Here is a 22,842-nt window from a genome sequence, read left to right on the forward strand (position 1 = left end):
GGGTGACGGTAAAAGGGTGTCGGTGGGACATGGGTCAGGTCGGCAGCCTGATCCAGCCGAAGGCCAAGCCGGTGCGCAGTACGGCAGCGCCGACGACGATGCTCAGCAGGCTGCGCAGCAGCCAGATCACGAGCAGGTCGCGAAACTTGACGGGGATGCGGGTGGCCAGGATGCAGGGTATGCAGCCGGACAGGAAGAGCACCGTGCTGATCGAGACCAGGGCCACCAGGAAACGCAGCAGGAAATCGGCGTCTTTGAGCAGGATGGCCGGCAGGAACATCTCGGCCAGGCCCGAGGCGAAGGCACCGCTGGCAGCGGTCGCGTTTTCCAGGCCCAGCACGGCACCGGCGATCCACAGCGCGGGCTTGAGCAGCACGCCGATCCAATCGAACAACGGCGTGTACCTGGCCAGGCACAGGCCGGCAAAACCCACCGCGAGGATGCTGGGGGTGACGACGGCGGACATTTGCAGCCCGTCCTTCAGGTGGGTCCACAGCATCCGAGGCAGCGGCTCGCGCGACTGGTAGCGCGCCACACCCGCTTGCAGGGCCCGCCGCCAGCGGCTGCCGGTGGCCGGGGCGTGGTCGTCCTCGACAGGGGTGGGGCGGCGGTCGTCCATGCCGGCGATGGGCGGCAGGTAGGCCGTGATCGCAGTGACCGCGAAGGTCACGACGAAGCTGGCCCAGAAGAAGAATGTCCAGTGCTCCATCAGGCCCAGGGTCTTGGCCACGACCACCATGAACGTGGCCGATACCGTGGAGAAACCTGTGGCGATGACCATGGCCTCGCGCACGGTGTACTTGCCCTGCTGGTACATCGCGTTGGTGACGAGCAGGCCGATGGAATAGCTGCCGACGAAGGAGGTGACGGCGTCGATGGCCGAGTAGCCGGGGGTGCGGAAGAGCGGGCGCATCACGCGCTCCATCAGCACGCCCACCAGCTCGAGCAGGCCGAAGCCCACCAGGAAGCTCAGCGCCAGAGCGCCGATGGGGATGAGCACGCCCACCGACAGCGCCAGCTTCTCGAAAAGGAAGGGCAGCATGTCTTTCTGGGTGGCCCAGTCGGGGGCCAGCCCGGCCAGGTACAGGCCTGCCAGGGCCAGGCCGGCCAGCTTGATCACGCCGAATACCAGTGCCGTGGCGCTCTGGCGAAATGCCCCAGTAACGAAGGGTGACACGGCCCCCCAGGCCATCAGTGCCAGCACGAAGGCCACCGCCAGACTGCGCTGCTCGCGCACCAGGTAGCTGCTGAGGTGATCCACCGGAATCGTGCGCCGGCCGCCGATCTCGATGTCGACGAAGAAGAGAAACACGCCCACGGCGCTGAAGGCCAGCAGCTTGAGCAGCGGGAGGGCTAGACCACCGGGGGAGCCAGCCAGGGCGATGTCAGGACGGGGCATGTGGTGTCTCCTAGGGTTGATAGTCTATACAAATCTATCAGATTGATCTGAAGTTGTATAGACATTTTGATCGTCGAGACCCAAAGGCGTCAATACAATCCGTGTCAGAAACTCTTCAGTGATTACCCTAGATGAACACGACCCTCCGGCCCGCTGATGAGGGCCGTCAACCGGCCTACCAGACCATCAAGGCCTATGTGCTGGAGCGCATCCACAGTGGCGAGTGGAAGGAGGGGGATGCCATCCCGAGCGAGGAGGCGTTGGCACGTCAGTTCGGTGTGTCGCGCATGACGGTCAACCGCGCGCTGCGCGACCTCAGCGACGAGCACATCGTGTCGCGCACGCGCGGCTCGGGTACCTACGTGGCGCAGCGCAAATACCAGTCCACGCTGGTGGAAATTCGCAACATTGCGGACGAAATTGCCGAGCGCGGGCACGCGCACCGAGGCGAGCTCCATCTGTTGGAGCGTTGTCGTGCCACGGAGGCGTTGGCGCGGCAGTTTGAGCTACCACCGCGCTCTGCGCTCTTTCACTCCATCGTGGTGCACTACGACAACGACGATCCCATCCAGGTGGAGGATCGCTATGTGAACCCCGAGGTGGCTCCTGAGTACATGAACGCGGACTTTCGCAGCCAAACCCCTAACGCATACCTGATGCGGGTGGCCCCGCTGCAGGGTGTACGCTTCGCGATCGAGGCCTGTATGCCTCCGGAGTCGATACGGGAGCTGTTGCGCATGGGGCCGCATGAGCCGTGTTTGGTGCTGCGCCGCCAAACACGCTCACGCGATCGCGTCGCGTCGGTGGTTGCGATGTGGCACCCCGCGTCGCGGTATCAGTTCACCGGGGGTTTTTGAGCTGACGTTGCGGATCGGCGATCGACTTTCGTACTCCGCAAGGCGCCGTGCCCTGCGCGCGCAAGCCTCAATCTCACAGTAGGCGTTGCAGCGCTGCCCAAACGTTGTCGCGCAGGCGGGGCTGTGCGCGCTCGTTGGGGTGTATGCGGTCGTCTTGAAAGTGCTGCCCTGCGTCGGGCCGGTCGGCCACACCCGCGAGGAAAAACGGCACCACGGCGGTGTTTTCTTCACGCGCCAAATCGGTGTAGAGGGCACGAAACTCCGCCCGATAGCGTTCGCCGTAGTTGGGCGGCATGTCCATGCCCAGCAGCAGCACCCGCGCCCCGGCGTCGCGGCTGGCGCGGATCATCGCGCGCAGGTTGTCGCGCGTCGTCGCCAGCGGCAGCCCGCGCAGCGCATCGTTGCCGCCCAATTCCAGGATCACGATGTCGGGCCGGTGCCGCTCCAGCAACGCGGGCAGCCGCGAGCGGCCCCCGGCCGTGGTGTCGCCGCTGACGCTGGCGTTGACGACCCGCGCGCCGGGCCGCTGGCGCTGCAGGCGCTGCTCCAGCAGCGCGACCCAGCCGCTGCCGCGCGCCAGCCCATACTCGGCGCTCAGCGAATCGCCGACGACGAGGATGACCGGTGCGGAACCCCGGGCGGTGGCGTGGGCTCTGAGGGGCAGGCACGTCCCGGCGGCGGCGCCCAGCAGCGCCACGGTACAGTGGCGACGTTTCACGAATCGATCCCTTTCATGTCATCTGCTCCCATCATCGCGGTGCGCCGGCTGGGCAAATCCGTCACCGACGCCACCGGCACGCTTGACATCTTGCACGATATCGATTTTGACGTGGCGCCGGGCGAGGCGCTGGCGATCGTCGGCGCCTCCGGCTCGGGCAAGAGCACGCTGTTGTCGCTGATCGCCGGGCTCGATACCCCGACGACCGGGACGGTCGTCCTGGACGGGGTGGACCTGTTCGCGCTGGACGAGGACGCACGTGCGGCGCTGCGGGCGCGGCGTGTGGGCTTCGTATTCCAGAGTTTTCAGCTGCTGGGGAATCTCACGGCGCTGGAAAACGTGATGCTACCGCTGGAGCTGGCCGGGCGGCGTGATGCGCGGGAGGCCGCGCGCCGCATGCTCGAACGCGTGGGCCTGGGCGAGCGGCTGGGGCACTATCCCCGCGTGCTCTCCGGCGGCGAGCAGCAGCGCGTCGCGCTCGCGCGGGCCTTCGTCGTCGAGCCGGCGGTGCTGCTGGCCGACGAACCCACGGGCAGCCTGGACCACGCGACGGGTGAGCGGGTGATGGAGCTGATGTTCGACCTCAACCGCGAGCACGGCACGACGCTGGTGCTGGTGACGCATGACCCGGCGATCGCGGCGCGATGCCAGCGCCGCATCGCGATCGAGGCCGGCCGCGCGCGCGAGCTGCCCCGCGGCGCATAATCGCGCCCCATGTCTTCCGATACCAAGATCCTGTTCGGCTTTCACGCCGTCGGCGTGCGCGTCAAGACGGCACCCGACTCGGTGCTGGAGGTCTATGTCGACGCCATGCGACGCGACGCGCGCATGCGGCAGTTCCTGCAGCGCGCGGCCGACGCGGGCGTGCGCGTGATCGAAGCCGATGGCCCGCGTCTGGCCAAGCTGGCCGGTGGCGCGCACCATCAGGGCGTGGTGGCGCGCGTGCGGCCGGTGGAGCAGGCGCGCACACTGGACGACCTGCTGGACCAGCTCGCGGCGCGCGCCGAGGTCGAACAGCGCGCCGATCCGCCGCTGCTGCTGGTGTTGGACGGCGTGACGGATCCGCACAACCTGGGTGCGTGCCTACGCGTTGCCGATGGGGCGGGGGCGCACGCCGTCGTCGCGCCCAAGGACCAGTCCTGCGGCCTCAATGCGACGGTGGCCAAAGTGGCCAGTGGCGCGGCCGAGACGGTGCCGTATTTCATGGTGACGAACCTGGCGCGCACGCTGCAGTCGCTGAAAGACCGCGGCCTGTGGATCGTGGGCACGAGCGACGACGCGCCGCGCAGCCTCTACCAATACGACTGGCGCGGTCCGGTGGCGTTGGTGATGGGCGCAGAGGGCAAGGGCATCCGGCCGCTGGTGCGCCGTACCTGCGACGAGCTGGTCAGCATCCCGATGCGCGGGGCGGTGGAGAGTCTCAACGTCTCGGTGGCCAGCGCCGTGTGCCTCTACGAGCTAGTCCGCCAGCGCCTGGCCGCGGCGTCGCCGGCCGGGCGCTGAACGCCGTTTTGCATCGTCGGCGTACTGGCCCCAGTCACCCGAGCCGTCGCGGTGCACACGCCGCCGGATCTTCCGCTCTCGGGCGGAGGGGCCAGTGGCCCTACACACTGGTACCTATACCCATCCCAAGGCACCCAGCAGCCCCCCGGCCCCCAGCAGCCACAACAGGTGCAGCCGCGTGCGCCAGACGACCAGCGCGGCCAGCGCCGCCAGTGCCCACTGTCCCGCATTGTGCCGCCAGTCGCCCGTGCCGCACGCGAGCAGCCAGCCGGAGGTGAACAGCAGCGCGACGACCGCGGGCGCGAGTCCCTGCCGGAACGCCTGCACCGGCCAGGCGTCGCGCCGCTCGTGCAGCCAGCGCGCCACGCCGTAGGTCAGCAGCGACGACGGCAGCAGCATGGCCCCGAGACAGACGACGACGCCCAGCAGACCCAGTCCCCACGCGGCCGGTCCCGCGGCGGGCCCGCCTCCGCTGTTGAGGCCGACGTGCCAGCCCATCAGCGCCACGAACAGGATGTTGGGCCCAGGTGCGGCTTGCGCCAGCGCGATCGACGCGGCGAACTGGCCGTCGCTGAGCCAGCCGTGCTCCGTGACCAGATAGCGGTGCATGTCCGGCGCGGTCGTGATCGCCCCGCCGATGGCCAGTAGCGACAGCGACAGAAAATGCGTGAAGAGCGCCAGCCAGTCGCCCGTGGTGAGGGGAGTGGTCATACGGGCTCCTTCGCCCGGTGCCGCAGCCGTCGCGCCGCCAGCGCCCACCCGACGCCGCCGGTGACGGCCAGCACCGCGGCCAGCGGCCAGCGCAGGATCGCGACGGCGACGAACGTCGCACCCCCGAGCACGGCGCACCACGCGAGACCCAGCACATTGCCGGCTAGCGCCGGCAGCAGGCGCAACGCCGTGCCGACGATCAGCCCGGCGGCGACCGCTCCCATGCCCCGCAGCGCCCCCTGGGCGACGGGGTGCGCGGCCACGTGCGAGAACGCGACCGCGATCGCCAGCAACAGCACCAGTGGGGCGAGCAGCATGCCGGACAGCGCGGCCACCGCGCCGCGCCAGCCGAAATGACGCCCACCGATCATCAGCGCGAGGTTGACGACGTTGGGGCCGGGCAGCACCTGCGCGGCCGCCCAATCCTCCAGAAACTGCTCGCGTGTGAGCCAGCGCCGGCGCTCCACCAGTTCGCGCTGCACCACCGCCAGCACACCACCAAAGCCCTGCAACGCCAGCACGGTACAGGCCCAGAACAGTGCGGCCGGTGACCGGGGCGCGGCGAGGGCCTCGGCCTCTGTGGCAGCGCTCATCGTGCCACCCCCGCAAGATCGGGAAACCCCCGGTCGGCACCGCGCGGCAGCGGCCCTACAATGCCCCGCGGGGTGTCGCGCCCGGGCGCGGCAGCGTGTCCGTTCATCGATTCAGGAGTTCCATTCGTGCAGTCAACGAAGGCCAAGGCCGAAGCTCCCGCCGCCCAGCCGAACGCCGAACCGGCCGGCCCCGTCACCCGTGTGATCAAAAAGTATCCCAACCGGCGCCTGTACGACACACAGTCGTCGTCTTACATCACGCTCGGTGACGTCAAGAACCTCGTGATGCGCGCGGAACCGTTCGTCGTGCGCGACGCCAAGACCGGCGAGGACCTGACGCGTTCGATCCTGCTGCAGATCATTCTGGAGGAGGAGACGGCCGGCGTGCCGCTGTTCTCCGAGAAGATGCTGGCCAATATTATTCGATTCTATGGTCACGCGATGCAGGATTTCATGGGTTCGTACCTGGAGCGCAACCTGCAGATCTTCATGGAGCTGCAGCAAAAACTCGCCGAGCAGGCCAAGGAGCTGACGCCAGAGGTCTGGCAGCAGTTCATGGCGGCGCAGACGCCGCTGATGATGGGCAACTTTTTCGCGCAGTCGCAGCGGGCCTTCGCGCAGCTGCAGGAGCAGATGCTGGCCGCGATGGGTGTCAAGCGCCCCAACGGCTGAACGGTCGCCGCGGGCGCGCCGGGCCCGCGTGCCGATCTGCACCATGCGTTATCGCGCCGGCACGATTTCGTCTGGCGTGCCCACTCCCCCTTGCATGGAAAGGGCGCGGAGCGAGAACACCGAGCTTCTTCGTGCCGGATCGATAGGCCGCGCACCGATGGACCGTCGGCCCGGAGGGCACCCCTGTCAGGCCGTCGACCTGAGACAATAACGGGATGTCCACAACCGTCACCGAACACGCCCCTGCTGCGGCCCCGACCATCGGCTTCGTGAGTCTGGGCTGCCCCAAGGCGCTGACCGACTCCGAGCTGATCCTGACGCGCCTGAGCGCCGAGGGCTACCGCACCAGCAAGCGCTACGAAGGCGCGGACCTCGTCATCGTCAACACCTGCGGCTTCATCGACGACGCGGTCAAGGAAAGCCTGGACGCGATCGGCGAGGCGCTCGCCGCCAACGGCAAGGTGATCGTGACCGGCTGTTTGGGTGCGCGCGCCAACGAGCAGGGGGACAACCTCGTGAAGTCGCTGCACCCCGCGGTGCTGGCGGTGACCGGCCCGCACGCGGCGGACGAGGTGCTCGACGCGGTGCATGCGCACCTGCCCAAGCCGCACGATCCGTTCGTCGACCTGGTGCCGCCGCCGAGCAACGCGATCGAAGGCGTCGGCGTCAAGCTCACCCCGCGCCACTACGCGTACCTGAAGATCAGCGAGGGCTGCAACCATCGCTGCACGTTTTGCATCATCCCGTCGATGCGCGGCGATCTGGTGAGCCGCCCGATCGGCGAAGTGCTGACCGAGGCGCGCCGCCTGTTCGAGGGCGGCGTCAAGGAGCTGCTCGTCATCAGCCAGGACACCAGCGCCTACGGCGTGGACGTGCAGTACCGCACCGGCTTCTGGGACGGGCGGCCGATCCGCACGCGCATGCTGGAGCTGGTGCGCGAGCTGGGGCAACTGGCGCGCGCGCATGGGGCGTGGGTGCGGCTGCACTACGTCTATCCCTACCCGCACGTGGACGAGGTGGTGCCGCTGATGGCGGAGGGGTGGGTGTTGCCGTACCTCGATGTGCCGTTCCAGCACAGCCACCCGGACGTGCTGCGCCGCATGAAACGCCCGGCCAGTGGCGAGAAAAACCTCGAGCGCATCCGCCGCTGGCGCGAGATCTGCCCGGAACTGGTCGTGCGCAGCACCTTCATCGCCGGCTTTCCTGGCGAGACGGAAGAGGAGTTTGCGCACCTGCTCGACTTCGTGCGCGAGGCGCAGATCGACCGCGCCGGCTGCTTTGCGTACTCGCCGGTGGCGGGGGCCGCGGCCAACGCGCTGCCCGGCGCGCTGCCGGACGCGGTGCGTGAGGAGCGGCGCGCGCGGTTCATGGCGGTGGCGGAGCAGGTGGCGGTGGAGCGCCTGCAGCGCCGCGTTGGCGCGACGATGCAAGTGCTCGTGGATCAGGCGGTCGGCCTCGGCAAGAAGGGCGGGGTGGGACGCACCTACGCGGATGCGCCGGAAATCGACGGCACGGTGCGCCTGCTGCCCCCGGAAAAGGTCAGCAAGACCTACCGCACCGGGGAGTTCATCCGCGCGCGCATCGTCGGCGCGGAAGGGCACGATCTGATCGGCGTGCCGGTGTGAGCGTGGCGGTCCGCTGCTGCACGTGGCGGCGTGACCTGACCGGGAGTGCGGATCGGGCGCACGGGGCTTCGGGCCGCGTGAGCCGGTCCGCAGCCTCCGCGTAAAGATACAAGGATGGTGTTTGCGGGATAGGGTATAGGTCGCTTGGCGCCCCGCCGCTGCAGCGGGCGGAGACCTCCTATACCGAAAAACGAAAAAGCCGGCTCAGACGATGGATGCTTCAGAAGCTGGTGCCCAGGAGAGGACTCGAACCTCCACGCCTCGCGGCGCTAGTACCTGAAACTAGTGCGTCTACCAATTCCGCCACCTGGGCGCTTCTGAATATTCTTGAATTATAGCAGTTCCGCCGATAAGGCCGAATTCCGGTTCCACCACTGCACGCACGCCATGGGCGTTACGAGCGTGGCGAGCGAGCCCGACGGACGCAACCGGCGAAAGCAGGGTATGATCGACCCCGCAGGCCGATGCCATCGGCGCGGCACTGCCACCCGAATCCAGACGTGACCGCCCATGTGGCCGGTGTCTGGTGCCCAGGAGAGGACTCGAACCTCCACGCCTCGCGGCGCTAGTACCTGAAACTAGTGCGTCTACCAATTCCGCCACCTGGGCGTTTCAGGAAGCCATAATTATATCCACCCGCGGGCCATTGCCCGCCGAGAACAGACCCCTGTGAAAGAAAAAATATCCGCTACCCTGGCCGAGGTCGAAGGCACCGTGATCGGCCACCGCGACGGGCACGGCTTCGTCGTGCGCGACGACGGTCAACCCGACATTTACCTGTCGCCCAACGAGATGCGCGCGGTGCTGCACAAAGACCGCGTGCGCGTGCGCATCATCCGCCATGACCGCCGCGGCCGCCCGGAGGGGCGGGTCACCGAGATCCTAGCGCGCTCCGACACCCCGATCATCGGCCGCCTGCTGCACGAGGGCGGGGTGTGGCTCGTGGCACCGGAAGACAAGCGCTACGGCCAGGACGTCCTGATCCCCAAGGGTGCGACCGGCAGCGCGCAGCCCGGGCAGGTGGTGGTCGTGGAACTGACCGAGCCACCGGCGCTGTACGGACAGCCCGTCGGGCGCGTGAAAGAGGTGCTGGGCGATATCGACGACCCGGGCATGGAGATCGAAATCGCCGTGCGCAAGTACGGCGTGCCGCACCAGTTTTCGGAAGCCGCGCTGGCCGAGGCGCGCGCGCTGCCGGAGAAAGTCCGCGCCGTCGACCGCCGCGGCCGTGTCGACCTGACCGACGTGCCACTGGTGACGATCGATGGCGAGGACGCGCGCGACTTCGACGACGCGGTGTACTGCGAGCCGGCCCGCGTGGGGGCCGGGCGGGGGTGGCGGCTGCTGGTGGCGATCGCCGACGTCAGCCACTACGTGCGCAACGGCGCGGCGCTGGACATCGACGCGTACGACCGCGCCACCAGCGTGTACTTCCCGCGCCGCGTCATCCCGATGCTGCCGGAGAAGCTCTCCAACGGCTTGTGTTCGCTCAACCCGGGGGTGGACCGGCTGTGCATGGTGTGCGACATGCTGATCGACGCCAAGGGGCAGGTGCAGGCGTACCAGTTCTACCCGGCGGTGATGCACAGCCACCAGCGCTTCACGTACACGGAGGTGGCGGCGATCCTGCAGAACACGCGCGGCCCGCTGGCCCAGCGGCACGCCGCGCTGGTGCCGCACCTGCTCAACCTGTACGACGTGTACCAGGCGCTGCTGGCGGCGCGGGAGGCGCGCGGCGCAGTGGACCTCGAGACGGTGGAGACGCAAATCGTCTGCGACGAGGCCGGGCGCATCGAGCGCATCGAGCCGCGCACGCGCAACGATGCCCACCGGCTGATCGAGGAGGCGATGCTGGCGGCCAACGTCTGCGCCGCCGAGTTCATCGCCACCCACCGCCATCCGGCGCTGTACCGCGTGCACGAACGGCCGTCGGCGGACAAGCTCGAGACCCTGCGCGAGTACCTCAAGGCGCTGGGCGTCGGGGTGACGATCGGCGACGAGCCCACCCCGCGCGACTTTCAGGCGATTTCCAAGGCGACCGCGGACCGCCCGGACGCGCCGCAGATCCACCAGATGCTGCTGCGTTCGATGCAGCAGGCGATGTATTCGCCGCACAACGTGGGGCACTTTGGCCTCGCGTTCGAGGCCTACACCCACTTCACGAGCCCGATCCGCCGCTACCCGGACCTGCTCGTGCACCGCGTCATCAAGGCGATCCTGAAAGGCGAGCGCTACCACCTGCCGGTGTTGCCGACACCGGGCGAGGCGCAGGCCAAGCTGGCCAAGCGGCTGGAGGAACGCGGCGCGTCCGACGCAATGAAGCGCACGCGCGGTCGGCCGTCGAACGAGATTCTCGGGTGGGAGGCGGCAGGCCTGCACTGCAGCGCCAACGAGCGCCGCGCCGACGAGGCCAGCCGCGACGTCGAGGCGTGGCTCAAGTGCAAGTACATGCGCGAGCGCCTGGGCGAGGAGTTCACGGGCACCGTCACCGCGGTCACGAGCTTCGGCCTGTTCGTCACGCTCGACGCCCTGTACGTCGAGGGCCTGGTGCACATCACCGAGCTGGGCGGCGAGTATTTCCGCTACGACGAGCGCCGGCAGGAGCTGCGCGGCGAGCGCACCGGCGTGCGCTATACCCTCGGCTCCAAGGTGGCGGTGCAGGTCAGCCGCGTCGATCTGGACGGCCGCCGCATCGACTTCCGCCTGGTGACCGACCCGGCGCAGGAGCGCGGCACGGAGCGGACCGCGGGCGATGACGAGCGCGGCGAATCCGCGCCCCGGCGGCGCACCCGCCCCGCCGGGGCGGGCAAAAAGGGCGGCCGTCCGGCGTCGGGTGGGGTACCATCGACATCTGCCGGGCGTTCGGCCCGGCGCGCGCGGCCCCGGCGCAACTGACCAGCGGGGCCACGAACCGCGTCCCCCTCGTCGGCCATGCGCATTCTGCAGTTCCTGCTCGATACCGTTTTTTTCATCCTGGTCGGTGCCGCGCTGCTGCGCGGGTGGATGAACACCCGGCGGCTGCGCATGGCGTCGCAGCCCGGCCCATTCGTGATCGCGGTGACCGACTGGATCGTGCAGCCCGTGCGCCGCACCCTGCCGCGCGTGTGGGCGCAGGCCAACGTGGATTGGGGCAGCTTCGTTGCGGCCGTGCTGCTGGCGCTGGCCTATGCGGGGTGTGTGCACCTGCTGTGGGGCGGGGCGCTGCCGGACGCGCCGTCGCTGGGTTTTCTCGTGACGGTGCCGGTACTGGCGCTGCAATGGCTGCTGCGCACCGCGCTGCAGGGGCTGATGCTGCTGATGCTGCTGCTGGCGGTGCTGACGTGGGTGCAGCCGTTTTCGCCGTTGATTGGCAGCCTCGGGCGGCTGCTGGAGCCGCTGCTGGCGCCGATGCGCCGCCTCATCCCCACGATCGGCGGCGTGGACCTGTCAATCCTCGTGTGGCTGATCCTGCTGCAGGTGGGGTTGATGCTGCTGGGATGAGCGGGCCGAGGAGCGTTGCATCACCGCGCCCAAGGGCGCGCAGTTTTGGCCCCGTCGCGCTTTTTCCTGTCGCGCGGTGACGCCTTTTCTGCGCAGCGCGCGGGGGCCTGGCCTCCGTTTCGGCGTTCGTTCACATCACGCTGTCGAACAGCAGCACGTCCACGGCGTCGCCCGGGGCCACCGATCCCTGATCGTGCCCGAGGACGATGAGGGCGTTGGCCTCGACCATCGAGCGCAGCACGCCCGAGCCCTGCTGTCCGGTGGTGCGCACCTGCAGCGTGCCGTCCGCGGTGCGCGTGACGATGCCGCGCTGGTATTCGGTGCGGCCGGGTTTTTTGCGGATCGCCTCCGTGCTGTGCGCGCGCAGCCGCAGCGGTTCGGTCTCGCGCAGGCCCATCATGCGCAGCAGCGCGGGCCGCACGAAGACGAGGAAAGTCACCATCACCGCCACCGGGTTGCCCGGCAGGCCGAACAGGATCGGGGCGCGGCCGCTGCCGTCGTCGCGCAGCCGGCCCACCGCCATCGGTCGGCCCGGGCGCATCGCGATGCGCCAGAACACCACGTCGCCAAGCCGGCGCATCATCGCCTTGGTGTGGTCGGCCTCGCCCATGCTGACGCCGCCGCTGGTGATGACGGCGTCGGCCCGCTGGGCGGCGTCGCGCAACGCCGCTTCCAGCGCCGCCGGGTCGTCGCGCACGACGCCCAAGTCGACCACCTCCACCCCCAGCCGGCGCAGCAGGCCGGTGATGGTGTAGCGGTTGCTGTCGTAAATCGCACCTTCGCGCAGCGGCTCTCCCAGCGAGAGCACCTCGTCGCCGGTGGAGAAATACGCGACGCGCAGGCGCCGCACCACGTTCACCCGGGCGATGCCAAGGCTGGCGATCAGGCCGAGCGCCGCCGGCGTCAGGCGCGTGCCCGCGTGCAGGGCCGCTCGGCCGGCCATCAGGTCTTCCCCGCGCAGCCGGCGGTTGTCCCCGGGACGCACGACGCCGGCGGGAATGGCGACCGTAGCATCCCCTGCCGCGCGCACGAACTCGACCGGCGCGACGGTATCGAGCCCCTCGGGCATCACGGCGCCGGTCATGATGCGCACGCACGCGTCGTCGGGGACGGGTTGCGTCCAGCGCGCATCACCGGCGTAGCACGTGCCCACGACGCGCAGCACGGTCTCGCCGGTGGCGGCCAGCGCCGCACCTCGCAGCGCGTAGCCGTCCATCGCGGCGTTGTCGTGCGGCGGCACGTCGATCGGGGAGATGACGTCGGTCGCCAGCACGCGGTCCAGCGCATCCGGCACCGCCACGGTTTCATGGTCGGGGAGGGGGCGCGCGAGACGGGCGAGGAAGGCCGTGACGGCGTCGGCGGAGAGGGACTGGGGGTCGTAGCCTTGCAGCTCGGCGGCGATCTGGTCGAGGGTCGGATGGGTCATGCCAGGCGGGTGGCGGCGCAGGCGCGCGCGTCAGCGTGACGCCGCGGGCGCATCCTGCAGCGCGCGCAGTTCTTCCAGAGTGTTGACGTTGGCAAACGCCAGCGGGTCGTCGTCCGGGCGGTCGAACGGCACGATGACGCACCGATGGCGCGCGGTCCAGGCGTCGATTTTGCGCCCACCGTCGTGCAGAAAGCGCGTGAGGCTCTCCAGCAGGTGCGTGCCCAGCAGGCAAAACACCGGCTGCGGCCGCACCTGTCCATCGGGTTCCGGCGCGGCGGCCATCGCGAGGTCGGCGCCGTGTTCGATCACCGCGCGGCACAGCCGATCCGCCAGGTCCAGCGGCAATCGCGGCGAATCGCACGGCACCGTCAGCAGGTGGGGCGTCTCGCAGTGGGTCAGCGCGGTGAGCATCCCCGCCAGCGGGCCGGCGTAGTCCGGGAGTTCGTCCGGCCACACCGGCACGCCAAAGCCCTCGTACGCACCGAGGTGGCGGTTGGCGTTGATCATGCAGTCGCCGATCCAGCCGCCGCGCTGGCGCTGCAGCCGCAGCAGGGCGTGCAGGGCGAGCGGCGCCCCCTGAAACGGTTGCAGCCCCTTGTCGACGCCGCCCATGCGGCTGCCGCGCCCACCGGCGAGCACCACACCCGTCACCCCGCCCGGTTGCGGCAGTGGCCGCTGCTCGATCGCGCTCGGGTCGTCTCCCATCGCGTGCACGGTGCTCACCCTCCGATGTAGCTCATTTCGATGCGACGCGCGGACTGGCGGGTTTCCGGCGGCAGGCTGGCACGCAGCTCGGAATAGCGGTCGGCGCGCCCCTGCCAGATGGCCGCGATCGACGCGGCGATCTCGTCGTCACTCGCGCCGCCGCGCAGCAGCTCCCGCAGGTCGTACCCCCGATCGGCAAACAGGCACAGGTACACCTTGCCCTCGGTGGACAGGCGCGCGCGGTTGCAGTCGCGGCAGAACGCCTGCGTGACGCTGCTGATGAAGCCGACCTCGCCCAGCGCCGGGTCGTGGCGCCCGTCGGGCCCGGCGTATCCCCAGCGCTCCGCCGTCTCGCCGGGGGCGCTCGGCTCCAGCGGCACGAGGGGGAACTCGCGCTGCACGCGCGCGAGCGCCTCGGCGCTGGGCAGCACCTCGTCCATGCACCAGCCGTTGGTCGCCCCGACGTCCATGTACTCGATGAAGCGCAGCACGATGCCCGTGCCGCGGAAATGGCGCGCCATCGGGAGGATCTGGTCGTCGTTGGTGCCGCGCTTGACGACCATGTTGACCTTGATCGGGCCCAGGCCCACCGCCTGCGCCTCGGCGATGCCGTCGAGCACCTCACCCACCGGAAAGCCGACGTCGTTCATGCGCTGAAACACGGCGTCGTCCAGCCCGTCGAGGCTCACCGTCACGCGCCGCAGCCCGGCGTCGCGCAGCAGGCGGGCTTTGCGCTTGAGCAGGCTGCCGTTGGTGGTCAGCGTCAGGTCCAGCTCGGCGCCGTCGGGCGTGCGCAGCGCGGCGAGCTGCTCGATGAGCCGCTCGAGGTTTTTGCGCAGCAGCGGCTCGCCGCCGGTCAGGCGGATCTTGCGCACCCCGTGTGCGACGAACAGGCGCGCCAGCCGCGTGATTTCCTCGAACGTCAGCAGCGCCGCGTGGGGCAGGTAGGGGTAGTCCTTGCCGAACACCTCCTTGGGCATGCAGTAGCTGCAGCGGAAGTTGCAGCGGTCCGTCACGCTGATGCGCAGATCGCGCAGCGGCCGCTGCAGCCGGTCGAGCACGCGCCCGCTGGGCGCGATCGGGACCGCTGGCCGGGGGGCGCGCAGCGCCGTGATGCGCTGATCGACCAGAGGGATGACGCGTTCGGACATGTGCGCTAGAGTAGCAGAGGACGACCGGTCCCGGCCGAAGCAGGGGCCGCCTTTGGGGTTTTTTCGGGTATCGCCCGTCCGGGTGCAGACCGGGCGGCGTCCGGGAAAGGGAAACCGGGCGTCGTTCGGGCAGGAGAGGATGCGATGCGGCGCAGACAGTGGATCGCCGGCGTGGGTTGGGGGTTGGTGGGATGGCGCGCGGCCGGGGCTCAGCCGGCGGACGCCGCCGCGGCGGAAGCGAAGGCGCCGCCACTGCCGGCGCTGGGGGTGCCGTGGCCGGTGCCGGCGATGACGCGACTGGACGGGACGCGCTTCGAGCCTGCGCACGCCGAGGGCAAGGTGCTGGTGCTCTACTGGTGGGCGAGCACCTGCCCGTTCTGCGCGGTCACCAGCCCGCACGTGGAGCGCTTCTGGCGCACGCACGCCGCGCGGCCCGGGTGGATGCTGCTGACGCTGTCGATCGACCGCACTCTCCAGGCCGCGCAGCAATACCTGCAGCAGCGCGGCTACACCTTCCCCTGCGCGTGGGTGACGCCCGAGGTCCAGCGCGCGATGCCCAAGCCCAAGGGGCTGCCGATCACCCTCGTGCGTGACCGCGACGGCCGCATCGTGATGGCCGAACGCGGTCAGCTGTTTCCCGAGGACGTCGACGCCATCGCGAATTGGCTGTGATCACTTTACACGACTCCGCTGAGCCTCCGGGCACGTGGTGGTTTCACCGTAGAATCCAAGACAGTTCCGAATGTTGAAAGGAGAAATGAGGTATGTCGCTGCATCTGGTTACTCCAGGCACCAAGGTTCCCGATGTATTCAATGTCATCATCGAAATCTCGATGAACGGTGAACCGATCAAGTACGAGGTCGACAAGGCCTCGGGCGCGATCTTCGTCGACCGCTTCATGAACACCGCGATGCACTACCCGACCAACTACGGGTACGTGCCCAAGACCATCGCCGGCGACGGCGATCCGGTGGACGTGCTGGTCATCACGCCGGTGCCGCTGCCGCCGGGCGTCGTGGTGCCGTGCCGGGCGCTCGGCATCCTGAAGATGGAGGACGAAGCTGGCGTGGACGGCAAGGTGCTGGCCGTGCCGACCGACAAGGTCCTGCCGCTGTATGCACGCTGGAAGTCGTACGAGGACGTGAGCCCCGGGGTCCTGAAGACGATCGAGCACTTCTTCGAGCACTACAAGGACCTCGACCCTGGCAAGTGGGTCAAGGTGCTGGGCTGGGGGTCGCTCGAAGAGGCGCGGCAGGAAATCCTCGCCGGCGTCGAGAACTACCGCCGCTCGCAGGGCGCCTGACGATAGGGCGAGTGCGCGGACAGCGCGGCGCGGTAGTCTTGCAGCGCCGCGCGTTCGCGCGCCAGGTAGTCGCCAATCGCGTCGGCGAATGCCGGGTGCGCCAGCCAGTGACGGCTGGGCACCGCCGTGGGCAGCAACGCCCGCGCCATCTTGTGCTCCCCCTGTGCGCCCCCCTCGAAGCGCTGCACACCGTGCGCGATGCACCACGCCAGCGGCTGGTAATAGCACAGCTCGAAGTGCAGGCAGTCCACGCGCTTGAGCGCTCCCCAGTAGCGGCCGTATGCCACGGTCGGTGATGCGCCGCCGTCGCTGAGCGCGACGAGGCTGGCGGCGATCGGCGCGCCGCCGCCGTAGCGGGCGATGAACATCAGCCAGTGGTCGGGCAGCGCCTGCCCCACGGTGCGAAAGAAGGCTTCGTTGAGGTAAGGCGGGTTGCCGTGCTCGCGGTAGGTCTGCGTGTAGCAGCGCGTGAAAAACGCCCAGTCCGCCTCGCCGATCGCCGCGCCACGCCGTGCCTCGATCGTCACGCCCGCGGCGGCGACTTTGCGCCGCTCCTGCCGGATTTTTTTGCGCTTGTCCTGGCTGAGGCTGGACAGAAAATCCTCCCAGTCCGTGAACGCCGTGCCGCGTTGCGGGTGGCGGTTGTGCCAGTGGAACTGCACCGTCTCGCGCGCCAGCAGCCCCTCGCCATCGGCGCAGTGCATGTCGGCGTCCGTTCCCAGCAGGATGTGCAGCGACGACCAGCCCCGCTCGCGGGCGTGGTCGAGCAGCGCGCGCAGCAGCGCCGTTCGCGAACCCTTGTTGCGCGCCAGCAGCCGCGGCCCCGCCACCGGCGTGAAGGGCACGGCGACCACGCCCTTGGGGTAGTAGCGCAGCCCGTGGCGGTGGTGCGCCTCCGCCCACGCCCAGTCGAACACGTACTCCCCGTACGAATGCGTCTTTGCGTACAGCGGCGCCGCCGCCACCAGGGCGCCGTCCGCGCGGTTCCACAGCGTCACCCAATGGGGCGCCCAGCCGGTGGTGGCCGTGGCGCAGCCGCTGGCATGCAGCGCCGCCAAATACGCGTGGCGCAGGAACGGCCCGCAGGCGCCGCCGCCCGGCTGGGCCTGCAGCAGGGCGTCCCACGCCGTGGCCGGCACCTCCCGCGGGTCGTGTACGACCCGGGTGAGATAATCCGCGCTTTCAGGAGACGTCGGGGCATCCATGGCGATCAGGATCGGGGTGGCGCAGTGCAATTTCGTGGTGGGCGACCTGGCCGGCAACGCCCGACGCATCGTCGAGGCCGCGCGCGCCGCTCATGCGCAGGGGGTGCACGTGCTGCTCACGCCCGAGCTCGCGATTTGCGGCTACGCGGCGGAGGATTTGTTCCTGCGGCCGGCGTTCGTCGCCGCCTGCGATGATGCCGTGCAATCGATCGCCGCGCAGACGGCCGATCTGGATGACCTACACATCGTGGTGGGTCAGCCGCTGCCCGCGCCTGTGGGGGCGGACGCCGGGCACGGGCGCAGTGTCGGGCGCACGCCATGCCGCAACGCGGCCAGCGTGCTGTGCGGTGGGCGGATCACGCACCGGTACGCCAAACGCGAACTGCCCAATTACCAGGTGTTCGACGAGCGGCGCTACTTCGTCCCCGGCGATACCCCCTGTGTGTTCGACGTCGTCGCGGACGGGCGCACGCACCGCGTGGGGCTGTTGATCTGCGAGGATGCGTGGTACGCGCAGCCGGCGCGGGAAACGGCGCAGGCCGGCGCCGAGGTGCTGTGCGTCATCAACGCGTCGCCGTTTCACATCGGCAAGGGCGACGAGCGCGAGCGCGCGATGCGCGAGCGCGTGCGCGAGACCGGGCTGCCGCTGGTGTACGCGCACCTGGTCGGCGGGCAGGACGAGATCGTCTTCGAAGGGCGCAGCTTTGCGCTCGACCGCGACGGCGCAGTCGCCGCGCGGGCACCGGGCTTCGTGGAGGATCTGCTCGTCGTCGATGTCGAAGCGGGCGCGGGGGCGGGGAGGGTGCACGGGCCGCTCGCTCCGCAGGGCGGAACGGAAGCGGATTTGTGGCACGCGCTCGTGCTCGGCACGCGCGACTACGTGGAGAAGAACGGCTTTCCCGGCGCGATCATCGGCCTGTCGGGGGGGGTCGACTCGGCGCTCGTGCTGGCCGTGGCGGTCGATGCCCTCGGGCCGCAGCGCGTGCGCGCGGTGATGATGCCCTCGCCCTACACGGCCGACATCTCGTGGATGGATGCGCGCGACATGGCGGCGCGCCTGGGCGTGCGCTACGACGAAATCCCGATCGGGCCGATCTTCGAGCGGTTCCTCGACACGCTACAGCCGCTGTTCGCAGGGCGCGGCCCCGACACGACGGAAGAAAACCTGCAGGCCCGCATTCGCGGCACGCTGCTGATGGCGCTGTCCAACAAGTTCGGCGACATCGTGCTGACCACGGGCAACAAGAGCGAGATGGCCACCGGCTACTGCACGCTCTACGGCGACATGGCCGGTGGTTTCGCGGTCATCAAGGACGTGACCAAGACGTGGGTCTGGCGACTGGCGCGCTGGCGCAACGCCCACGATCCGTACGGCCGCGGGGCCAACCCGATCCCGGAGCGCATCATCACCCGGCCGCCCAGCGCCGAGCTGCGGCCGGACCAGAAGGACCAGGACACGCTGCCGCCCTACGACGTGCTCGACGCCATCATCGAGCGTTACATGGAAAACGACCGCAGCCCCGCCGAGATCATCGCCGAAGGGTATCCGGCGGCGGCCGTGGAGCAGGTGGTGCGGCTGATTCGCGTGAACGAGTACAAGCGCCGCCAGGCGCCGGTGGGCATCCGCGTCACGCACCGCAGCTTTGGCAAGGACTGGCGTTACCCCAACACCAACCGCTGGCGGGGGTGACCGGTGGCGGTGCGTCGGGGCGGTGTGATGGCGTTATGGCGTGATGCCCCCGCAGCGCACGCGGGCGGTCGTGTGGTAGATTCGCCCGATCGCCCCGTGCCGGGGCCCGGTGTCGTGTCCCCTTTTGCTTTCCGGAGTCGTTGCGCATGAAGCAGATCACCGCCATCATCAAACCGTTCAAGCTGGAGGAAGTGCGTGAGGCACTGGCCGAGCAGGGCGTGACGGGGTTGACGGTGACCGAGGTCAAAGGGTTCGGCCGCCAAAAGGGCCACACCGAGCTCTACCGCGGCGCCGAATACGTGGTCGATTTCTTGCCCAAGGTGCGCATCGACGTGGTGGTGCGCGACGGCGACGTCGACCGCTGTGTCGATGCGATCGTGCGCGCGGCGCGCACGGGCAAGATCGGTGACGGCAAGATTTTCGTCACGCCGGTGGAAAAGGTCATCCGCATCCGCACCGGCGAAGAGGACGACGCCGCGGTCTGAGCCGCGTGCGCGTCGCGTTCAGATCCCGCGCAGATCGGCCGGCGGCGCCCAGCCGGCCGCTTCCACCAGCCGCGGCAGCAGCGTCGCCGGATCGTCTCCGACCGTGACCAGCGTGCGCTGCCAGTCGCTGACGAACCCGGCGTTCGTCGTGTGCGCGAGGAAGGCGAGCAGCCCGTCGTAGTAGCCGGCGGTGTTGAGCAGCCCGATCGGCTTGTCGTGGTAGCCCAGCTGGCGCCACGTCCACACCTCGAACAACTCCTCCAGTGTGCCCAGGCCGCCCGGCAGCGCAAGGAAGGCGTCCGCACGCTCGGCCATCAGGCGCTTGCGCTGGTGCATGTCCGGCACGATGTGCAGCTCGGTGCAGTCGCGCTTGGCGAATTCCCGCGCCACCAGCGCCTGCGGGATGATGCCGACCACGCGCCCGCCTGCCGCCAGCGTCGCGTCGGCGACGCGCCCCATCAGCCCCGCGTTGCCGCCGCCGTACACGAGCTGGCCCCCGTGCCGCCCGATCCAGTGCCCGACCGATTCCGCCACGGCGGCGAAGCGCGCGTCGGCCCCGGGGCGGGAGCCGCAGTAGACGCACAGCGAAAAGGCGGGCGCTGGCGTGCTCATCGCGATCCTTCAACGCCGCGTGGGCCCGTGGCCGCGCGAGCGGCCGTTGCGCGGCTGTCGATGAGGCGCGTGCCCGCCAGCGCATCGTGCCAGAACTGCCGCTGCGGGTGAAAGCGCGCAAGCAGCGCCCACACGGCGATCCAGCCGCCCAGCAGCACCGCCACCTCCACCGCCGGCAGCGCGAACCACTCACGCGCCGCCAGTGGCGGCAGAAACCACAGCCACGCAAGCACATAGCGCCACAACGCCCGCGCCTGCGTCAGTGGCCGCCCAAACCGATCGACCACGCGGATGTGCCACGTCTTCATCGCGAGCGTCTGGCCCTTGTGCCAGAACCACGTGAAGTAGATGCCCAACACAACGAACAGGAACGCCTGCTGGGCGTGGCGGTTGTCCAGCGCGTGCCGCGTCTGCGTCAGCGCGGAAAACAGGTAGCCGGCGATGAACACCACGCCAAAGAGCAGCACCCCTTCGTAGAGCCAGCAGGCCATGCGCCGCGGCAGTGACGGGGCCGTCGGATCGAAAGCAGAAGGGCGAGCGTCCGGTGTCGAGGGCATGCGGTCGAGCGATCCAGGCGTGGTACGGATCGTGTGCGTGGGTGACTCCATCGGGGGCTGACATCCGCGGCGCGGCCGTCACGTGGCGACTGTGCCGGGTAAGAAGCGCATTGTCGCACGGGCGCCCGTGCGCAAAATTTCCCGTCGCCGGTTCCGATTCCCATGTTGCAGTGCCATAATGCGGCTTGGTATTCACCCTTGCCAGCCCGAAACGGGTCAAGGTCGCGGATCGACCGCCATGGCCTTGGCCTCAAGTCCCAAAGCCGTCCCACAAGGACGCGACCGAGGGGCACCGGAGGTTTTTCGTCAGAGAAATACTGAAAGGTTGACCGACATGGACATCCACAAAGCCGAAGTTGCCTCGGCGGCCGCTGCCGCAGGCCAGACCCCGCCCGTCGAATTGATGGGGGCCGACATTCTCGTGCGCTGCCTGCAGGCCGAAGGCGTCAAGTACATCTGGGGTTACCCCGGCGGCGCGGTGCTCTACATTTACGACGCGCTGTACAAGCAGGACACGATCCAGCACGTGCTCGTGCGGCACGAGCAGGCGGCGGTGCACGCGGCAGACGGCTACGCCCGCGCCACCGGCGAAGTCGGCGTCGCGCTCGTCACCAGCGGCCCCGGCGTCACCAACGCAATCACCGGGATCGCCACCGCTTACATGGACTCGATCCCGATGGTGATCATCACCGGCCAGGTGCCCACCGCCGCCATCGGACAGGACGCGTTCCAGGAGTGCGATACGGTCGGCATCACGCGCCCGATCGTCAAGCACAACTTCCTCGTCAAAGATGTGCGCGACCTGGCGCTGACGATCAAGAAGGCGTTCCACATCGCCCGCACCGGTCGCCCGGGACCGGTGGTGGTCGACATCCCGAAGGACGTGTCGTTCAAGAAGACCGCGTTCACCGGGTACCCGGAGAGCGTCACGATGCGCTCGTACAACCCGGTGCGCAAGGGGCACGGCGGACAGATTCGCAAGGCGCTGCAACTGCTGCTCAACGCCAAGCGCCCGTACATCTACACCGGCGGCGGCGTGATCCTGGGCAATGCGGTGGGCGAGCTGCGCCAGCTCGTCGACCTGCTCAACTTCCCCGTCACCAACACACTGATGGGGCTGGGGGCGTTTCCAGCGACGGACCGGCGCTTCCTCGGCATGCTCGGCATGCACGGCACGTACGAGGCCAACAACGCGATGCAGAACTGCGACGTGCTGCTCGCGGTGGGGGCGCGCTTCGACGACCGCGTCATCGGCAACCCGCGGCACTTTGCGCAGAACGAACGCAAGATCATCCACATCGACATCGACCCGTCGAGCATCTCCAAGCGCGTCAAGGTCGACGTGCCGATCGTCGGTGACGTCAAGGACGTGCTCACCGAGCTGATCGCGATGCTGCGCGAGACGCCGGCCCGCCCCGACGAAAAGGCGCTGGCCGCCTGGTGGCAAACGATCGAGGGCTGGCGCGCGCGCGACTGCCTGAAATACGACCGCGACAACACCGAGGTGATCAAGCCCCAGATGGTCATCGAGACGCTGTGGAAGATGACGCGCGACGTCGAGGCCTATATCACCTCCGACGTCGGCCAGCACCAGATGTGGGCGGCGCAGTTCTACAAGTTCGACCAGCCGCGGCGCTGGATCAACTCCGGCGGCCTGGGCACGATGGGCGTGGGGATCCCCTACGCGATGGGCATCAAGCTCGCCAAGCCCGACGCCGAGGTGTACTGCGTCACCGGCGAGGGCTCGGTGCAGATGTGCATCCAGGAGCTTTCCACCTGCTTGCAGTACAACACGCCGATCAAAATCCTCTCGCTCAACAACCGCTACCTCGGCATGGTGCGGCAGTGGCAGGAGATCGAGTACTCCGGTCGCTACAGCCACTCGTACATGGACGCGCTGCCCAACTTCGTCAAGCTCGCGGAGGCGTATGGGCACGTGGGCATCCTGGTCGAGCGGCCGCAGGACGTCGAGCCCGCGCTGCGCGAGGCGCGGCGGTTGAAGGACCGCACGGTCTTCATCGACTTCCGCACCGACCCGACCGAGAACGTCTGGCCGATGGTCCAGGCGGGCAAGGGCATCACGGAGATGCTGCTCGGCAGCGAAGACCTGTGACCGTCGCGCCGGGCGGTCGATATACCGCCCGGTGTT

Annotated in this window: 22 protein-coding genes and 2 tRNA genes; 12 read left to right on the forward strand and 12 right to left on the reverse strand. The window is 69.1% G+C overall.

What is annotated here, in order from left to right:
* Positions 1 to 34 precede the first annotated feature (34 nt).
* Positions 35 to 1,399 carry a YjiH family protein gene (locus LCC91_RS04180; protein ID WP_043701677.1) on the reverse strand — a complete coding sequence of 455 codons (1,365 nt, stop codon included), beginning with the start codon at positions 1,397 to 1,399 and terminating at the stop codon, positions 35 to 37.
* Between the two features lie 131 nt (positions 1,400 to 1,530).
* Between LCC91_RS04180 and hutC the strand changes: the two genes are divergently transcribed.
* A complete protein-coding gene (hutC, locus tag LCC91_RS04185; RefSeq protein ID WP_043701680.1) occupies positions 1,531 to 2,256 on the forward strand; it encodes a histidine utilization repressor in 726 nt (241 codons plus the stop codon).
* A gap of 73 nt (positions 2,257 to 2,329) precedes the next feature.
* Here hutC and LCC91_RS04190 read toward each other — a convergent pair whose 3' ends face one another.
* The gene (locus LCC91_RS04190; protein ID WP_043701683.1) at positions 2,330 to 2,974 is read right to left on the reverse strand and encodes an arylesterase; all 645 of its coding nucleotides are present in this window, start codon (positions 2,972 to 2,974) and stop codon (positions 2,330 to 2,332) included.
* A gap of 15 nt (positions 2,975 to 2,989) precedes the next feature.
* On the opposite strand from LCC91_RS04190, the gene LCC91_RS04195 reads away from it, so the two are divergent.
* Positions 2,990 to 3,679: an ABC transporter ATP-binding protein gene (locus LCC91_RS04195; RefSeq protein WP_143897852.1), complete on the forward strand. Its 690-nt coding sequence runs from the start codon at positions 2,990 to 2,992 to the stop codon at positions 3,677 to 3,679.
* Between the two features lie 9 nt (positions 3,680 to 3,688).
* Positions 3,689 to 4,477, forward strand: coding sequence for a 23S rRNA (guanosine(2251)-2'-O)-methyltransferase RlmB (rlmB, locus tag LCC91_RS04200; RefSeq protein ID WP_143897850.1), 789 nt, complete (start codon positions 3,689 to 3,691; stop codon positions 4,475 to 4,477).
* 114 nt (positions 4,478 to 4,591) lie between these two features.
* Here rlmB and LCC91_RS04205 read toward each other — a convergent pair whose 3' ends face one another.
* Entirely contained in the window at positions 4,592 to 5,188 is a 597-nt protein-coding gene (locus tag LCC91_RS04205) for a chromate transporter (protein WP_058615999.1), read from the reverse strand.
* A complete protein-coding gene (locus LCC91_RS04210; protein ID WP_143897848.1) occupies positions 5,185 to 5,781 on the reverse strand; it encodes a chromate transporter in 597 nt (198 codons plus the stop codon). Before LCC91_RS04210 ends, LCC91_RS04205 begins: the two co-directional genes overlap by 4 nt.
* A gap of 126 nt (positions 5,782 to 5,907) precedes the next feature.
* Between LCC91_RS04210 and phaR the strand changes: the two genes are divergently transcribed.
* Together phaR and rimO are read left to right on the forward strand one after the other, a co-directional pair.
* Complete coding sequence (gene phaR, locus LCC91_RS04215; RefSeq protein WP_390612130.1) at positions 5,908 to 6,453, forward strand: polyhydroxyalkanoate synthesis repressor PhaR; 546 nt, start codon at positions 5,908 to 5,910, stop codon at positions 6,451 to 6,453.
* Between the two features lie 215 nt (positions 6,454 to 6,668).
* Positions 6,669 to 8,078, forward strand: coding sequence for a 30S ribosomal protein S12 methylthiotransferase RimO (gene rimO, locus LCC91_RS04220; RefSeq protein ID WP_043701693.1), 1,410 nt, complete (start codon positions 6,669 to 6,671; stop codon positions 8,076 to 8,078).
* 228 nt (positions 8,079 to 8,306) lie between these two features.
* Here the strand turns inward: rimO and LCC91_RS04225 are convergent.
* Positions 8,307 to 8,391, reverse strand: a tRNA-Leu gene (locus LCC91_RS04225).
* Positions 8,392 to 8,602: 211 nt separating this feature from the next.
* A tRNA-Leu gene (locus LCC91_RS04230) sits at positions 8,603 to 8,687 on the reverse strand.
* A 60-nt stretch (positions 8,688 to 8,747) separates the two neighbouring features.
* Here LCC91_RS04230 and rnr point away from each other — a divergent pair.
* Positions 8,748 to 10,973 (forward strand): ribonuclease R, encoded by a 2,226-nt coding sequence (gene rnr, locus LCC91_RS04235; protein WP_082007618.1) that lies wholly within the window; start codon positions 8,748 to 8,750, stop codon positions 10,971 to 10,973.
* A 36-nt stretch (positions 10,974 to 11,009) separates the two neighbouring features.
* The gene (locus tag LCC91_RS04240; RefSeq protein WP_043701695.1) at positions 11,010 to 11,558 is read left to right on the forward strand and encodes a YggT family protein; all 549 of its coding nucleotides are present in this window, start codon (positions 11,010 to 11,012) and stop codon (positions 11,556 to 11,558) included.
* Between the two features lie 130 nt (positions 11,559 to 11,688).
* Here the strand turns inward: LCC91_RS04240 and moeA are convergent, their stop codons facing one another.
* Genes moeA through moaA form a run of 3 tightly spaced genes read right to left on the reverse strand, consistent with a single transcriptional unit; the run spans position 11,689 to position 14,840 of the window.
* Positions 11,689 to 12,984, reverse strand: a complete 1,296-nt coding sequence (gene moeA / locus LCC91_RS04245; RefSeq protein WP_043701697.1) for a molybdopterin molybdotransferase MoeA — start codon at positions 12,982 to 12,984, stop codon at positions 11,689 to 11,691.
* A gap of 30 nt (positions 12,985 to 13,014) precedes the next feature.
* The gene (gene mobA, locus LCC91_RS04250; RefSeq protein WP_052231637.1) at positions 13,015 to 13,689 is read right to left on the reverse strand and encodes a molybdenum cofactor guanylyltransferase MobA; all 675 of its coding nucleotides are present in this window, start codon (positions 13,687 to 13,689) and stop codon (positions 13,015 to 13,017) included.
* Positions 13,690 to 13,703: 14 nt separating this feature from the next.
* Positions 13,704 to 14,840: a GTP 3',8-cyclase MoaA gene (gene moaA / locus LCC91_RS04255; RefSeq protein WP_043701701.1), complete on the reverse strand. Its 1,137-nt coding sequence runs from the start codon at positions 14,838 to 14,840 to the stop codon at positions 13,704 to 13,706.
* 144 nt (positions 14,841 to 14,984) lie between these two features.
* On the opposite strand from moaA, the gene LCC91_RS04260 reads away from it, so the two are divergent.
* Entirely contained in the window at positions 14,985 to 15,512 is a 528-nt protein-coding gene (locus LCC91_RS04260; protein ID WP_052231627.1) for a TlpA family protein disulfide reductase, read from the forward strand.
* Positions 15,513 to 15,604: 92 nt separating this feature from the next.
* The gene (ppa, locus tag LCC91_RS04265; RefSeq protein WP_043701704.1) at positions 15,605 to 16,144 is read left to right on the forward strand and encodes an inorganic diphosphatase; all 540 of its coding nucleotides are present in this window, start codon (positions 15,605 to 15,607) and stop codon (positions 16,142 to 16,144) included.
* Here the strand turns inward: ppa and LCC91_RS04270 are convergent.
* A complete protein-coding gene (locus LCC91_RS04270; protein WP_043701784.1) occupies positions 16,120 to 17,349 on the reverse strand; it encodes a GNAT family N-acetyltransferase in 1,230 nt (409 codons plus the stop codon). The two genes, ppa and LCC91_RS04270, sit on opposite strands and share 25 nt — an antisense overlap.
* On the opposite strand from LCC91_RS04270, the gene LCC91_RS04275 reads away from it, so the two are divergent.
* Together LCC91_RS04275 and LCC91_RS04280 are read left to right on the forward strand one after the other, a co-directional pair.
* Positions 17,348 to 19,039, forward strand: coding sequence for an NAD+ synthase (locus LCC91_RS04275; RefSeq protein WP_043701707.1), 1,692 nt, complete (start codon positions 17,348 to 17,350; stop codon positions 19,037 to 19,039). The two genes, LCC91_RS04270 and LCC91_RS04275, sit on opposite strands and share 2 nt — an antisense overlap.
* 146 nt (positions 19,040 to 19,185) lie before the next feature.
* Entirely contained in the window at positions 19,186 to 19,524 is a 339-nt protein-coding gene (locus LCC91_RS04280) for a P-II family nitrogen regulator (protein ID WP_043701709.1), read from the forward strand.
* An 18-nt stretch (positions 19,525 to 19,542) separates the two neighbouring features.
* Here the strand turns inward: LCC91_RS04280 and LCC91_RS04285 are convergent, their stop codons facing one another.
* Positions 19,543 to 20,136, reverse strand: coding sequence for an LOG family protein (locus LCC91_RS04285; protein ID WP_043701711.1), 594 nt, complete (start codon positions 20,134 to 20,136; stop codon positions 19,543 to 19,545).
* Complete coding sequence (locus tag LCC91_RS04290; RefSeq protein WP_082007619.1) at positions 20,133 to 20,693, reverse strand: RDD family protein; 561 nt, start codon at positions 20,691 to 20,693, stop codon at positions 20,133 to 20,135. The genes LCC91_RS04285 and LCC91_RS04290 overlap by 4 nt, the downstream gene beginning before the upstream one ends.
* Positions 20,694 to 21,027: 334 nt before the next feature.
* Between LCC91_RS04290 and LCC91_RS04295 the strand changes: the two genes are divergently transcribed.
* A complete protein-coding gene (locus tag LCC91_RS04295) occupies positions 21,028 to 22,806 on the forward strand; it encodes an acetolactate synthase 3 catalytic subunit (RefSeq protein WP_043701714.1) in 1,779 nt (592 codons plus the stop codon).
* Positions 22,807 to 22,842 lie beyond the last annotated feature (36 nt).

The sequence above is a fragment of the Tepidimonas taiwanensis genome (assembly GCF_020162115.1).
Lineage (GTDB): Bacteria > Pseudomonadota > Gammaproteobacteria > Burkholderiales > Burkholderiaceae_C > Tepidimonas > Tepidimonas taiwanensis.